This is a genomic window from Nonomuraea sp. NPDC051298, from assembly GCF_055586305.1.
The window spans coordinates 63,837-76,963 of the sequence record NZ_JBVJIM010000025.1 but is presented as its reverse complement, the minus strand read 5'-3'; the positions used below and the strand labels follow the sequence as shown (position 1 = coordinate 76,963).

The window sequence follows — 13,127 nt, the reverse complement described above, 5'->3', positions numbered from 1 at the left end:
CGCGATGAGCGGCCCGCGTACCGCCCTCGTCACGGGCGCGAACGGCGACCTCGGCGGCCCGGTGGCGGCCCGGCTGCTGGAGCAGGGCTTCGACGTGGTCGTGGCGGCGCGTGAGGCGGAGACGGCCGCCTCCGTCGCGCGGGCGTGCGGCGGGTCCGCGCGCCCGGTCGTACTCGACGTGACAGAGCCCGACCTGGTCAAGTCCGCGCTCGACCAGATCGGGCCGGTGGACGTGCTGATCAACAACGCCGGGGTGCTGCTGACCCCGCGGCAGCGCCCGTCCGCGGCCGACCTCGAACTCGTCGAGCGCGAGCTGGCGGTGAACACGGTCGGGGCGTGGCGGATGGCGCAGGCCGTGCTGCCGGAGATGATCCGCCGCGGCTGGGGGCGGATCGTCAACGTGTCGAGCGGCACCGCGTCGTTCACCCACGGCCTCTTCCCGGGAACGCCGGGCTACACGGTCTCCAAGGCCGCGCTCAACGCGGTCACCGTCATCCTGGCCCGCGACACCGAGGGCACCGGCGTGCTGGTCAACGCCGTCAACCCGGGGCGGGTCAGGAGCCGGATGCTGCCGGACGCGGAACGTACGCCGCGGGACGCCGCCCGGTCCATCGTGGCCGTGGCCACGCTGGCCGACGACGGCCCCAGCGGCGCGTTCTTCCGTCCGGACGGTGTGGTCATGGAGTGGTAGAGAACAACCGGCAGACGGCGGCCGCGTCGTGGTCGCCGTCGCCCTGGTCCACCAGCGCCGCGAACTGGCCGGCGGCCCGTTCGGTGACCGGCAGGCTCAGGTCCGCCGTGGCGGCCTCGGCCAGGACGAGCCGCAGGTCCTTCTCCATGAGCCGCGAGCGGAAGGCGGGCGGCGTGAAGCGCCCGTCGCGCATCAGCGCCGCACGGAAGCTCATGACCTTGGAGCTGAAGCCGCTCTCCGCGATGGCCGACAGCAGCATGGCGCGGTCGAGGCCCGCGCTCTCCCCGTAGCTCACGGCCTCGGCCAGGGAGGCGAGCTGGGCCCCGAGCAGCAGGTTGAAGGCCAGCTTCATGGCCGCGCCCCGGCCGGCGGGGCCGAGTTCGTACACCTCGTGGCCGATCGTCTCGAGTACCGGCTTGGCCCGCCGGATGTCCAGCTCGTCCCCGGCCGCGAGCACGCGCAGCTCGCCGCGGCGGGCCTGCAGCGGGTTGCCCAGCACGCACGCCTCCACCCGGTGCGCCCCGGCCGCGGCCACGCGTTCCGTGGCGCGGCGGGCGTAGGCGGGGGAGACGGTGCTGGTGTCCACGACGAGCGTGCCCGGCCCGGCCGCCGCCAGCGCGCCGCCGAACAGCACCTCGTCCACGGCGCTCTCGTCGGCCAGGCTGAGCAGCAGGACCTCGGCCCCGGCCGCCGCGTCCTGGACGGAGGTGGCCACGTGGGCGCCCTTCTCGGCCAGCGGCTCGGCCCGCTCGGCCGTCCGGTTCCAGACCGTGATGCGGTAGCCGGACTCCAGGAGGCGGGCCGCCATGCCCGAGCCCATGGTGCCGAGCCCGAGCACGGCCACGTCCCGTACGGCCATCAGATTCCCCCGTCCACGGTCAGCGTGGCCCCGGTGACGTAGGCGGACTGGTCACCGGCCAGGTACAGCACGGCCTCGGCCACGTCGCCCGGCCCGCCCAGCCGTCCGAGCGCGGCCGCCTTCTTGATCCGCTCCAGCACCTGCGGCGGCGGGCCGTCGCCGTCGCCCGCGTCGATGATGCCCGGCGCGATGACGTTGACCCGGATGCGGCGCGAGCCCAGCTCCTTGGCCAGCGACCGGGTCCAGCCGATCACCGCGGCCTTGGAGGCGGTGTAGTGGCTCTTGAACGGCAGCCCGCGCTCGGCCGCCGACGCGCCGAGGTTGATGATCGAGGAGTTCTCCGCCAGCAGCGGCAGCACGGCACGGGTGACCAGGTGCAGCGCGGTCAGGTTGGTGTCCAGCACGCGGTGCCACTCGTCGGGCTCCAGGTCGTCGATCGACGAGTGCCCGTCGACGCCGGCGTTGTTGACCAGCACGTCGAGGCCGCCGAACAGCTCGCGGCAGGTGTTGGCCAGCATCGTCGCGTCCTCTGGGCGGCGGACGTCGGCCCGCACGACGCGGTGCTCGACGCCGAACGCCTTCAGCTCCCGCTCCAGCTCCGCCGCGGCCTCCTGGTCAGCGCGATAGCAGGTGACCACCCGGGCGCCGCGTGCGGCGAGGGCGAGCACGATCGCGCGGCCGGAGCCCCGGCTGCCGCCGGTGACCAGGCAGCGCTTTCCGGTCAGGTCCAGGCTCATCTTCTCCGCTCCGTTCAGGTCAGGGTCAGCAACTGGTACGCGCCGTCGTACGCGCGCGCGTATCCGGTCGCGGGATCGACGATGTGGGAGAGCAGCACGTACGGTCCTGCGGGCAGGTCGATCTGCACGGCCGCGGAGCGCCCCCGCGACAGGGGGGCCAGGCCGACCGGCTGCCCCCTGAACGGGATGCTCGGCGGCTGCTTGCCGCTCTTGATCGCGTCGAACACGTCCTGCAGGCCGGTCGCGGTCGTGCCGGGCGCGACGGGGATGAACACCGCCTCGTTCAGCCCGTTGGAGGCGTTGACCACGAGGAAGCGGCCGTTGCGAGGCAGCGGGGCGCCGGCCACGTCGATGCGCGTGCGCGTCCCGTCCTGCCGGTGGATGATCGTGCCGTCCACGCCGGGGAACTGCTTCCTGTCCGCCCCGGCGCCCTCGACCTTGACGGCCTTGACCACCGGCTTGGCGGCGTTGTCGGCGTAGTCGTAGGCGATCAGGTGGTAGGCGCCGCGGGTCACGATCGAGCTGATCTCCACGACGGCCTCGGCGGTCAGCACGGCGCCGCCGTACTGGTCGACCGACAGCTCCACGCGCCGGCAGGCGGCCTTGCGCTCCTCGATGTTCGCGGAGTTCGTCAGCAGGAGGTCACGGAGGTAGGCGTCGAGGGTGCGCCCCGGGCGCAGGCGTACGAGCAGCAGCGCGGTGGTCCGCGTGGCGCGCACCCGCAGGGTGAGGCAGCCTTCCGCCAGGGTCGAGGGGGCGGTCAGACCGTTCGCGTCGATGACGACCTCGACCGCCTTGCGCGTGTCCGCCACGGCCGCGCGGGGCACGCCCGCCACGTGGGCGGCGGTCAGCAGCCCGGCGCCGGCCAGGAAGCCGCGCCGTCCGTGCAGCCTGCTCATCGGTCCTCCTTACGGCCGGACACGAGCACGTCGGGACCGGTCAGCGGGGCCACCTCGATGTCGCGGAAGCCGGCGGCGGTCAGCCAGGAACGGCATTCCGACTCCGCGTACTCCGAGCCCCCCGGCGTGATCAGCCGCATGTTGAGGCTCATGAGGAAGGTCTCGGGGTCGCCGGGGATCTCGTCCTTGAGTGCGTCGTAGATGACCACCCGGCCGCCGGGGGGCAGCGCGCGGTGGGCCTTCTCCAGCAGCGCGATGCGGCGCTCGTCGTCCCAGTCGTGCAGGACGTGCCCGAAGACGGCGACGTCCGCGTCCGGGATCGGGTCGGCGAAGAAGTCGCCGCCCTGGAAGCGGACCTTGCCGTTCATGCCGAGCCGGTTCATGTGCTCCTGGAAGCTGGGCTCGACCTGCGGCAGGTCGAAGGTGATGCCGGTCAGGTGCGGGTGCACGCGGACGATGTCGGCCGCCAGGTTGCCGCGGGCGCCGCCCACGTCCACGAACGACCGGTACGGGCTCCAGTCGAAGGCGTTGGCCAGCGCGGGCCCGACGGCGGCGGCGGCGCCGTCCATGGCCCGCATGAACTGCTCCACCCGGCGCGGGTCGGCGTAGAAGGCGTCGAAGTTCTGCGCGCCCTTGGAGCCCGGCTCCCCGGTGCGCAGCAGTTTCGTCAGCTCGGCCCAGTTCCCGTAGTGGTAGTTCAGCAGGTGCAGGAACCCGCCGATGTACGTGGGCCTGGCCGCGTCCAGGTAGGCTGCGGCGTCGCGCCCGTTGCCGTAGCGGTCGCCGTCCCGGATGAGCACGCCGAGGCCGGTGAGCGCGTCCAGCCAGTCCTTGCACGCACGCGGGTGCAGGCCGAGCCGCTCGCGGATCTCCGGTTCACTCAGCGCCTTCTCCGAGAGAGCGCTGAACAGGTCGAGTTCGACGGCGCTGAGCAGCGCCTTGGCGGCGAAGTAGGAGCGCGCGAGCCGGACGAGATCGATGTCTGCCATGGTCGCGAGCGTGACACGGGGCACTCGGGCATGGGTCGAAGCCGGTTGGGGGCCGCCTTGAGCGGGCCACGGCCGCCGTACGAGTGCCGCGCCCGATCGTGGACGGGACTCTGGGCGGCGTCCCCGCGAAGCGCGTGCTCAACCTGTAGACTGCCTACATATAGAGCCGCATCGCATCGGGGAGGACCGTTCGTGAAGCCGAGTCGCAGAGACGTGCTCCGTGCCGGGATGGGGATCGCTCTTTTACCGTTCGCCGCCTCCTGTGGCTCCTCCGGCGTGCAGGGGAGCACGGGGAGGGTCTTGACCAGCAAGGTGCCCCTGCCGAAGCCGTTCACGGTTCCGCTGCCCATTCCGCCCGTGCTCAAGCCCGCGCGGACCGACGGCACCACCGACTTCTACGAGATCGTGCAGAAACCGGCGCGGGCCGAGATCATACCCGGGTCTCCGACCCAGGTCTGGGGATACAACGGGCTCTTCCCCGGGCCCACGATCGTCTCGCGCAGCGGCCGCCGCACACAGGTGCGCCACCGCAACGAGCTGCCCGTGCCCGTCGCCGTCCACCTGCACGGCGGCAAGACGCCCGCCGAGAGCGACGGCTACCCGACCGACCTGATCCTGCCGGGCGGCGGCGGGGCCTCGCACCAGAACCACGGGGCGACGGGCCGCGTCAGCAAGGGGGCCAAGGACTACGTCTACCCCCTCGACCAGCCCGCGGCCACGCTCTGGTACCACGACCACCGGATGGACTTCACGGGTCCCCAGGTCTGGCGCGGGCTGGCCGGCTTCCACCTCGTCCACGACGACGAGGCCGATGCGCTGCCGCTGCCCCAGGGCGACCACGACGTGCCGCTGATGATCTGCGACCGGGCCTTCGACGAGGACGGCTCGTTCCTGTACCCGTCCGTCTCGCCCGACCTCCAGGGCGAGCCCGGCGTGACGGAGGAGTACATGGAGGGGGTGCTGGGTGACGTGATCCTGGTCAACGGCGCCCCGTGGCCGGTCATGGAGGTCGACAACACCCGCTACCGCTTCCGTCTGCTCAACGCCTCCAACGCGCGCCGCTACCAGCTCGCCCTCGATCCGCCCGCCGCGGAGTTCGTCCAGGTGGGCAGCGACGTGGGCCTGCTGGGCGCCCCGGTCAGGCACGACGAGCTGCCGATCGCCCCGGCCGAGCGCTTCGAGGTCGTCATCGACTTCTCCGCCTACCCGGTCGGCACGCAGGTGACGCTGAAGAACACGCTGGGCGACGGCGGCACCGCCGACATCATGCGCTTCCGCGTCGCCAGGAAGGCCAAGGACGACAGCCGCGTGCCCGCCCGACTGGTCGAGTTCGAACGCCTTTCGCGCTCGTCCGCCACGCGCACCCGCCAGGTCAACTTCACCCAGGGAGCCAACGACGGCCGCGTCATGTGGACGATCAACGGCAAGGTCTTCGACCCCGACCGCGCCGACGTCGAGTCGAAACTCGGCACCACGGAGATCTGGCGCGTCGTCACCGACGTGCACCATCCCCTCCACATCCACATGGCCCACTTCCAGGTGCTCAGCCGCGGGAGCGAGGGCAGAGTCCGGCCCAGCGACGCCGGCTGGAAGGACACCATGGACATCCCGGACAGTGAGCTGGTGGAGGTGCTGGTCCGCTTCACCGGCTACCGGGGCCGGTACGTCTTCCACTGCCACAACCTGGAACACGAGGACATGATGATGATGGGCAACCTCGACGTCATGTGAGGCCCGCTATCCTGCCCGCATGAACGCGACCTGGGAGCCCGCCGCGGCGGGCGTGCTGCGCCTGCCGTCGGGCCGCCTCGTGCGCGGCCGGGGCCTGAGACACCCGCTCCCGCAGGGCCTGCGGCCCGCCTTCGCCCTCTACCTGCTGGGCGACCGCCCACCCGAGGTCGAGTGGGAGCACCGGTGGCTGCGCTGGCCCGACTTCTGGCTGCCGTCCGACCGCCGGGCGGCCGTCGAGGTCCTGCGTGAGGCGTGGGAGCGCGCGGGGCACGAGCGCGTCGAGGTCGCCTGCGGCGGCGGGCGTGGACGCACCGGCACCGCGCTGGCCTGCCTGGCCGTCCTCGACGGCGTGCCCGGCGACCGGGCGGTCGCCTACGTGCGCGAGCACTACGCGAGACACGCTGTGGAGACGCCGTGGCAGCGCCGCTACGTCACCCGTTTCCGCGAGTCACTCGACCGTGCGTAGGATCTGCTCGATCGAGGCCGTGCGCGAGCGCAGCTCCGCCAGGTCGGCGGCGACCCGCTGCTGCGCGTCGAGGGTGGTCTCGGCGAGCTGCTCGAACCTCTGCACGAGCCGGCGCAGGTCGTCGGCCTGATCGGCCTGCCGCCTGGCCTTGCGGGCGTCGAACATCCCCACGATCACCACGCTGCCCAGGAACGTGGCCAGAACCAGTACCCCGAGATAGAAGATCACCTCGGGCCAGGACATCGCCATCAGGAGCCCTCCTCCGGGCCCGGCCCGGTGAGTGTCTTGGCCGCCTCGGCCAGCGCCGCCGCGGTCAGATGCAGGTCGAAGTCGGTGACCTCGTAATACTTCATGGCCTTGCCGTCGTCGGACAGCTCCAGACTGCCGGTGATCAGCCCGGCGGCCTCCAGCCGGCGCAGGTGCATGTGGAGGAGCGGCCGGCTGACCCCGATCACGCGGGCCAGGTGGCTCACGTAGTCGCGCCCTGCCGCGAGTTGCGCGACGATGCGCAGCCGCAACGGGTTGGCCAGCGCCGCCAGCATCTCGACCAGGTCGTCACCCGTCGGCCCGGCCTGCGTCATGGCTTCCCATCACGTGTAAGAACGCTTTTACGGGTACGACCGTAACACGGCCCGTCGCGCACCGGCCCTAGGCCACCTCGACGGCTTCGCGCCGGTGCCGGGGCTGCGGCCGTTCGCCCATGAACGGGGTCCCCGTCCCGAGGGTCAGCCCTGCCGCCAGGCACACCAGCGGGATCGCCGGGATCACGTACCGCACGTCGAAGGCCGCCAGGAACGGCGGCGAGACGATCAGCGCGAGCGCGGCCACCCCGGGCAGCAGCGCGTCCCACCGCCGCCGGACCAGCGCGGCGACCAGCGTCCCCGCCAACGCCAGGGAGAGCAGCGGGAACGGCACGTAGCCGAAGCGCTGGTACGCCCGCAACCACCCGGCGAACGGCTCCACCACCCGCGTGGCCGCCGGCCCCCCCTCGTACGACTCGGCCACGCCCCGCACCGACTCGCTGATCGGCCGTTCCGCCGCGGGGAACTTGTAGGGCGTCTTCTCGTCGACCGCCGTACGCTCCCAGCGCAGCAACTGCGCGAGATCGGTCGCGACCGCGCCCAGGTACTCCACGGGCTGGGCCAGGATGGCGGCCCTGGCGAACTCCCCGGCGAGCTGGTTGCGGTTGGCCGTGCCCGGCACCTTGAGCAGCGGCGAGAAGTCCTCCCACAACCAGTGGGGCGGGTAGGGCCGCTGCTCCACCGGCATGTCCGGGCAGAGCACGGACAGCCGTTCGGACGGCCGGATCACCGCGCAGTCGGCGAAGCTCATGGTCCGCGACCACAGGAAGTTCCCGTCGGCCTCGGTCAGGGCGAACTTGCCCTTCTCCGCCTTCGTCCAGGTCGCGTACGCGCCCAGCGGGATCGCCCCGGCCACCAGCAGCGCCACCAGGGGGCGCCAGCCGTACCGCCTGATCAGCAGGTACGCGGCGGTCAGGAGCAGCAGCGGCAGGCCGACGGTCCTGGTGATCCCGGCCAGGCCCAGCAGCAGCCCGCCCACGGCGGCCGTCGTGGGGGTGACCCGCCAGACGATCAGCGTGATCGCCGCGGTGACGAGCGCGACGAAGACGGCGTCCGCCATGATCATGTGCTCGAGCAGCACCATGAACTCGTCGTAGAGCAGCGGGGTGACCAGCAGCGTGGCGCCCCAGCCGGGCAGGCCGCGGCGGCGCAGCAGCGCGTACACCGCGACCGCGAGCGCCAGCACCAGCAGGTGCTGCAGGACCGTCACCAGGGTGAGGCTGTGCGCGGGCCGCAGCAGCGCCAGCAGCAGCGAGTAGCCGGAGGGCCTGCTGGTGCCCGGGGCCAGCTCCTCGGCCAGGAAGGCGAAGGAGTCGCCGTAGAACAGCAGCGCAGGGGGGAAGCCGAGCATCGCGAGCAGGCGCAGCCCGACCGCCGGCAGCATGGCGATGACCAGTGCGCGATGGGCCAAGGCGGATCCGCTTCCTCGTGAGTCCGGGCCCCCACAATAGTGGACATCCCGGTCGCCGAGCCGGACGGTTCCGGACGCCGCAGGCCCTGGCGCGGGGCTTGTGGGGGCCGTATCAGAATGACATTCTGGAATTACGTAGGGGAACCCGCCGCTCCGGAGGGACGCATGACCGCCGCCGACCGCCCAGCCGTCGACAGGGACGGCCTGCGCCGCAAATACCGCGAGGAGCGCGACAAGCGGCTCCGGCCGGACGGCAACGACCAGTACCGTCGCCTCACCGGCCGCTTCGCCCCCTACCTGGACGACCCGTACCTCCCCGTGGCCGAGCGCGAGCCGAGGACCGACCACGTCACGGTCGCCATCGTCGGCGGCGGCTTCGCCGGTCTCGTCACGGGCGCGCGGCTGAAGGAGGCCGGGGTCGAGGACGTGCGCATCGTGGAGAAGGGCGGCGACTTCGGCGGCACCTGGTACTGGAACCGCTACCCGGGAGCGCAGTGCGACACGGCCTCGTTCGTGTACATGCCGCTCCTGGAGGAGACCGGCCACATGCCGACCGAGAAGTACGCGCACGCCCCCGAGATCCTCGAACACTGCCGCCGCATCGGCAAGCACTACGGCCTGTACGACCACGCCCTGTTCCACACCGAGGTGGTGGGCCTGGAGTGGGACGAGGCCCGCTCGCGCTGGACCGTGCGCACCGACCGCGGCGACGCGTTCACCGCCCAGTTCGTCGCCATGGGCATCGGCCCCTTCAACGTGCCGAAACTGCCCGGCATCCCCGGCATCGAGGACTTCGGCGGCCACGCGTTCCACACGAGCCGCTGGGACTACGCCTACACCGGCGGCGACCCCTCCGGCGCGCCTCTCGACCGGCTGGCCGACCGGCGGGTGGCCCTCATCGGCACCGGCGCGACTGCCGTGCAGTGCGTGCCGCACCTGGCGCGGGCCTGCCGGGAGCTGTACGTCTTCCAGCGCACGCCCTCGTCGGTGGACGTGCGCGACAACCGGCCGACCGACCCCGAGTGGTTCGCCACGATCGCCACGCCCGGCTGGCAGCAGCGCTGGCTGGAGAACTTCACCGCCAACCAGAGCGGCGGCCGGGTCGAGGAGGACCTGGTGATGGACGGCTGGACCGACCTCGCCCGCCGTTATCGCACCAGGATCAACGCGGTGCCGTCCGGGCAGCTCACCCAGGACACGATCCTGGCCGCCTTCGAGGACTCCGACTTCGAGAAGATGGAGGAGATCCGCGCCCGCGTGGACGCCGTGGTCGACGACCCGGAGACCGCCCGCGGCCTGAAGGCGTGGTACCGCCAGCTCTGCAAGCGGCCCTGCTTCCACGACGAGTACCTGCAGGCGTACAACCTGCCCGGCACCCACCTGGTCGACACCGACGGCAAGGGCGTCGAACGGATCATCGGGCGGGGCGTGGTCGCGGCGGGCCGCGAGTACGAGGTCGACTGCGTCATCTACGCCTCGGGCTTCGAGGTCGGCACCGACTACACCCGCCGCTCCGGCTACGACCCGGTGGGACGGGGCGGGCTCCGGCTGTCGGACCACTGGTCGGCGGGCATGCGCACGCTGCACGGCATCCACGTGCACGGCTTCCCGAACGCCTTCCTCGTGCAGCCGACGCAGGGCGCGAACCTCATCTCCAACATCCCGCACAACCTGACCGAGGCGGGCAGGACCATCGCCGCGACCGTGCGCCACGCCCTCGACCACGGCTACGCGCGGGTCGAGGCCACGAGGGAGGCCGAGGAGGGCTGGGTGACCCTGCTGCTGTCGGGCGCCGGCCGGCTGCTGGGCTCGCCCGACTGCACGCCGGGCTACTACAACAACGAGGGCCAGGACCGCGGCCGCAAGGACCGGCTCAACGTCGGCCACCCGCACGGGGCGATGGCGTACTTCGCCTTCATCGACCGGTGGCGCGCCTCGGGCGACTTCGAGGGCCTGGAGTTCCGCCGCCCGTGAGACGACCGCGGCGATCGCGGCGCCACCACGGCGAAAGCTACACCCAGCACTACTGCCCGACCCTCCCACCAGCGGATACGGTCACAAAATGCTCCACAGGACCGCGCTGGAAGCCTTGACCCGGCGTCCCGTGCCGTTTCTCGCCTCGGGCTGGCCGTGGCGCTGCGTGGCGTACCTGCTGGCCAGCCTGGTCCCCGGCGCGGCGGCCGGGCTCGTCGCCACCGTCGGGCTGGGCATCGCGCAGGTCGAGCCCGCGCTCGGCATCCTGGCGGGCCTGGTCGCCCTGGCCCTGTCCGTCCCGCTCATCGCCCGCTTCGAACGGTTCAGGCTGCGCCTGGTCGACCTCGTGCCGGTGCCCGGGCCGCCGGACCGGCGCAGGCGGGAGGCCGGGCTGGCGATCGTGACCGTGCTCGCGATGTGGTGGATCGACCTGATCATATTGGCGTTCACGATCGGGGGGCCGGTGGTGCTGATCCTCACCCCGGTCCTGCAGCCGGTGGCCTGGCCGGTCGAGGTCTTCGGCTCGGTCGTGGGGGTGCTGCTGCTGCCCGTCGCCGCGTACACGATCACGGCCTGGGGCGGCGCCCGGGGCGCGATGGTGCGCGCGTTGCTCGCCCCGGCGGGCTCCGAGCTGAGCGAGGTGCTGCGGTCGCGGGCGCGGTTGGTGGACGCGTTCGAGATGGAGCGCCGCAGGATCGAGCGGGACCTGCACGACGGCGCCCAGCAGCGGCTGGTGGCCCTGGCCATGACGCTCGGCCTGGCCAGGCTCGACCTGCCGGACGACTCCCAGACCGGGCGGCTGATCGGGCTGGCCCACGAGGAGGCCAAGCAGGCCCTGGCCGAGCTGCGCGAGCTGATCAGGGGAGTGCACTCCCAGGTGCTCACCGACCGAGGGCTGAGCGCCGCGGTACGCGACGTGGCGGGGCGCTCGCCCGTGCCCGTGGACGTCCACCTCGACCTGCCCCTCCGCCTGCCGCCCCCGATCGAGGTGACCGCCTACTACGTCGTCAGCGAGGCCCTGGCGAACGTGACCAAGCACAGCCGGGCCACCAGGGCCGCCGTCACCGGGCGGGTCGAGCGCGGCATACTCGTCGTCGAGATCGGCGACGACGGCATCGGCGGCGCCGACCAGGGAAAGGGGACAGGGCTGACCGGGCTCGCCGACCGGCTGTCGGTGGTGGGCGGGAGGCTGTCGCTGTCCAGCCCGGCCGGCGGCCCGACGCTCGTCCGGGTGGAGATCCCGTGTTCCTGACCGAGGAGATCCCGTGCGCGTGGTGATCGCCGAAGACGCCGTCCTGCTCCGGGAGGGCCTGGCCGGGCTGCTCGAACGCTTCGGCCACACCGTCGTCGCCTCCGTCGGCGACGCGTCCGCCCTGGTCGAGGCCGTCACCGAGCACCGCCCCGACGCCGTGGTGACCGACGTGCGCATGCCGCCGGGCTTCTCCGACGAGGGCCTGCGGGCGGCGCTGGAGCTGCGCGCCCGGCATCCGGAGCTGGCGGTGCTGGTGCTCAGCCAGTACGTCGAGCAGACGTACGCGGCCGAGCTGCTCGAGTCGGGAGCCGGGGCGGGCGTCGGCTACCTGCTGAAAGACCGCATCGGCGACGTACGCGAGTTCGTCGACGCCCTCGACCGCGTGGCCGGCGGCGGCACGGTCGTGGACCCGGAGGTGGTGCGCCAGCTCCTGCGGCGGCGCCGCGACCCGATCTCCCGGCTCACCCCGCGCGAGCAGGAGGTGCTCGGCCTGATCGCCGAGGGCCGCTCGAACGCCTCGATCGCCAAGGAGCTCCACGTCACCGAGGCGGCCGTGGCCAAGCACATCGCCAACATCTTCACCAAGCTCGACCTGCCCCCGGCCGCCGACGGGCACCGCAGGGTGCTGGCGGTGCTGGCGTACCTGCGGGCCTGACCCGGAAGTCGTATGCCGATCCTTGATCCTAAAAGTAGGGTTCGTTGGCATGAGCGAGAACTGGCAGGAGGTCGGCGACCGGGTCTACGTCCGGCGTCATCGGTCGTACGACCTCAACACGGGGCTGATCGTGGGCGACGGACACTGCCTGGTCCTCGACACCAGGGGCTCCCACAGAGAGGCGGCCGACCTGGTCGAGGCGGTCAGGACGGTCACCGCCTACCCCTGGACGGTCGTCAACACCCACTCCCACTTCGACCACTACTACGGCAACGCGCTCTTCCGTCCCGCCGAGATCTGGGGCCACGCCAGGTGCGCCGAGGAGATCGAGACGTACGGCGAGCAGCACCGCGCCGGCATGATCGAGCAGCGGCCTGAGCGGCGCGAGGAGCTGGAGGAGGTGACCATCGTCGCGCCCGACCACACGTTCACCGTCGCGGCCACCCTCGACATCGGCGGGCGGATCGTCCATCTGCGCCACTTCGGGCTCGGGCACAGCAGCAACGACGTGGTGGCGCACGTCCCGGACGCGGGCGTGCTGTTCGCCGGTGACCTGGTGGAGGAGGGGGCGCCGCCGGCGTTCGGCGACTCGTACCCGCTCGACTGGCCCGGCACCGTGGCCGCGATGCTGGCGGAGAGGCCCGAGCCGGTGATCGTCCCGGGGCACGGCGCGGTGGTGGACCACGCGTACGTCCTGGCCCAGCACGAAGAGCTGTCGCGGGTGGCCGACCTCGCCAAGCGCGCCCACGTGGAGGGGCTGCGCGACCTGATCGGGCTCTTCCCGTACCCGGAGGACGTCTCCAGGCAGGCCGTCGCCCGTGCCTTCATGCAGCTCGACGCCTAGCCGCCTGCTCCGCCACGCTCGACGAACGCGTCACGGCC

General features: G+C 72.3%; 14 protein-coding genes. 7 read left to right on the top strand and 7 right to left on the bottom strand.

The window, feature by feature from the left end; translation table 11 throughout:
- The first annotated feature begins 4 nt into the window (after positions 1 to 4).
- Complete coding sequence (locus ACZ6S0_RS43200; protein WP_465925147.1) at positions 5 to 691, top strand: SDR family NAD(P)-dependent oxidoreductase; 687 nt, start codon at positions 5 to 7, stop codon at positions 689 to 691.
- Here the strand turns inward: ACZ6S0_RS43200 and ACZ6S0_RS43195 are convergent.
- From ACZ6S0_RS43195 to ACZ6S0_RS43180, 4 genes are read right to left on the bottom strand one after another with little or no spacing between them, the layout of a single operon-like run.
- Positions 678 to 1,550: an NAD(P)-dependent oxidoreductase gene (locus tag ACZ6S0_RS43195; RefSeq protein WP_465925146.1), complete on the bottom strand. Its 873-nt coding sequence runs from the start codon at positions 1,548 to 1,550 to the stop codon at positions 678 to 680. The two genes, ACZ6S0_RS43200 and ACZ6S0_RS43195, sit on opposite strands and share 14 nt — an antisense overlap.
- Positions 1,550 to 2,287 carry an SDR family NAD(P)-dependent oxidoreductase gene (locus tag ACZ6S0_RS43190; RefSeq protein WP_465925145.1) on the bottom strand — a complete coding sequence of 246 codons (738 nt, stop codon included), beginning with the start codon at positions 2,285 to 2,287 and terminating at the stop codon, positions 1,550 to 1,552. The genes ACZ6S0_RS43195 and ACZ6S0_RS43190 overlap by 1 nt, the downstream gene beginning before the upstream one ends.
- Before the next feature lie 14 nt (positions 2,288 to 2,301).
- Complete coding sequence (locus ACZ6S0_RS43185) at positions 2,302 to 3,186, bottom strand: hypothetical protein (protein ID WP_465925144.1); 885 nt, start codon at positions 3,184 to 3,186, stop codon at positions 2,302 to 2,304.
- Positions 3,183 to 4,175, bottom strand: coding sequence for a methyltransferase (locus ACZ6S0_RS43180; protein ID WP_465925143.1), 993 nt, complete (start codon positions 4,173 to 4,175; stop codon positions 3,183 to 3,185). Before ACZ6S0_RS43180 ends, ACZ6S0_RS43185 begins: the two co-directional genes overlap by 4 nt.
- A 300-nt stretch (positions 4,176 to 4,475) precedes the next feature.
- Here ACZ6S0_RS43180 and ACZ6S0_RS43175 point away from each other — a divergent pair, with 300 nt between their 5' ends.
- Both ACZ6S0_RS43175 and ACZ6S0_RS43170 read left to right on the top strand, forming a co-directional pair.
- A complete protein-coding gene (locus ACZ6S0_RS43175; protein WP_465925142.1) occupies positions 4,476 to 5,906 on the top strand; it encodes a multicopper oxidase family protein in 1,431 nt (476 codons plus the stop codon).
- A gap of 19 nt (positions 5,907 to 5,925) precedes the next feature.
- Complete coding sequence (locus tag ACZ6S0_RS43170) at positions 5,926 to 6,372, top strand: protein-tyrosine phosphatase family protein (protein WP_465925141.1); 447 nt, start codon at positions 5,926 to 5,928, stop codon at positions 6,370 to 6,372.
- Here ACZ6S0_RS43170 and ACZ6S0_RS43165 read toward each other — a convergent pair.
- From ACZ6S0_RS43165 to ACZ6S0_RS43155, 3 genes are all read right to left on the bottom strand, one after another.
- Positions 6,355 to 6,621, bottom strand: coding sequence for a hypothetical protein (locus tag ACZ6S0_RS43165; RefSeq protein ID WP_344896986.1), 267 nt, complete (start codon positions 6,619 to 6,621; stop codon positions 6,355 to 6,357). The two genes, ACZ6S0_RS43170 and ACZ6S0_RS43165, sit on opposite strands and share 18 nt — an antisense overlap.
- Entirely contained in the window at positions 6,621 to 6,953 is a 333-nt protein-coding gene (locus ACZ6S0_RS43160; protein ID WP_465925140.1) for an ArsR/SmtB family transcription factor, read from the bottom strand. The genes ACZ6S0_RS43165 and ACZ6S0_RS43160 overlap by 1 nt, the downstream gene beginning before the upstream one ends.
- Positions 6,954 to 7,020: 67 nt before the next feature.
- Complete coding sequence (locus tag ACZ6S0_RS43155; RefSeq protein WP_465925139.1) at positions 7,021 to 8,364, bottom strand: hypothetical protein; 1,344 nt, start codon at positions 8,362 to 8,364, stop codon at positions 7,021 to 7,023.
- Positions 8,365 to 8,529: 165 nt separating this feature from the next.
- Here ACZ6S0_RS43155 and ACZ6S0_RS43150 point away from each other — a divergent pair, with 165 nt between their 5' ends.
- The 4 genes from ACZ6S0_RS43150 to ACZ6S0_RS43135 all read left to right on the top strand — a co-directional run bounded on the left by ACZ6S0_RS43150 (position 8,530) and on the right by ACZ6S0_RS43135 (position 13,089).
- Positions 8,530 to 10,338 (top strand): flavin-containing monooxygenase, encoded by a 1,809-nt coding sequence (locus ACZ6S0_RS43150; RefSeq protein WP_465925138.1) that lies wholly within the window; start codon positions 8,530 to 8,532, stop codon positions 10,336 to 10,338.
- A gap of 88 nt (positions 10,339 to 10,426) precedes the next feature.
- Complete coding sequence (locus tag ACZ6S0_RS43145; RefSeq protein ID WP_465925137.1) at positions 10,427 to 11,590, top strand: sensor histidine kinase; 1,164 nt, start codon at positions 10,427 to 10,429, stop codon at positions 11,588 to 11,590.
- 13 nt (positions 11,591 to 11,603) lie between these two features.
- Complete coding sequence (locus tag ACZ6S0_RS43140) at positions 11,604 to 12,245, top strand: response regulator (RefSeq protein WP_465925136.1); 642 nt, start codon at positions 11,604 to 11,606, stop codon at positions 12,243 to 12,245.
- A 49-nt stretch (positions 12,246 to 12,294) separates the two neighbouring features.
- Entirely contained in the window at positions 12,295 to 13,089 is a 795-nt protein-coding gene (locus ACZ6S0_RS43135; RefSeq protein ID WP_465925135.1) for an MBL fold metallo-hydrolase, read from the top strand.
- The last annotated feature ends 38 nt before the right edge of the window (positions 13,090 to 13,127 follow it).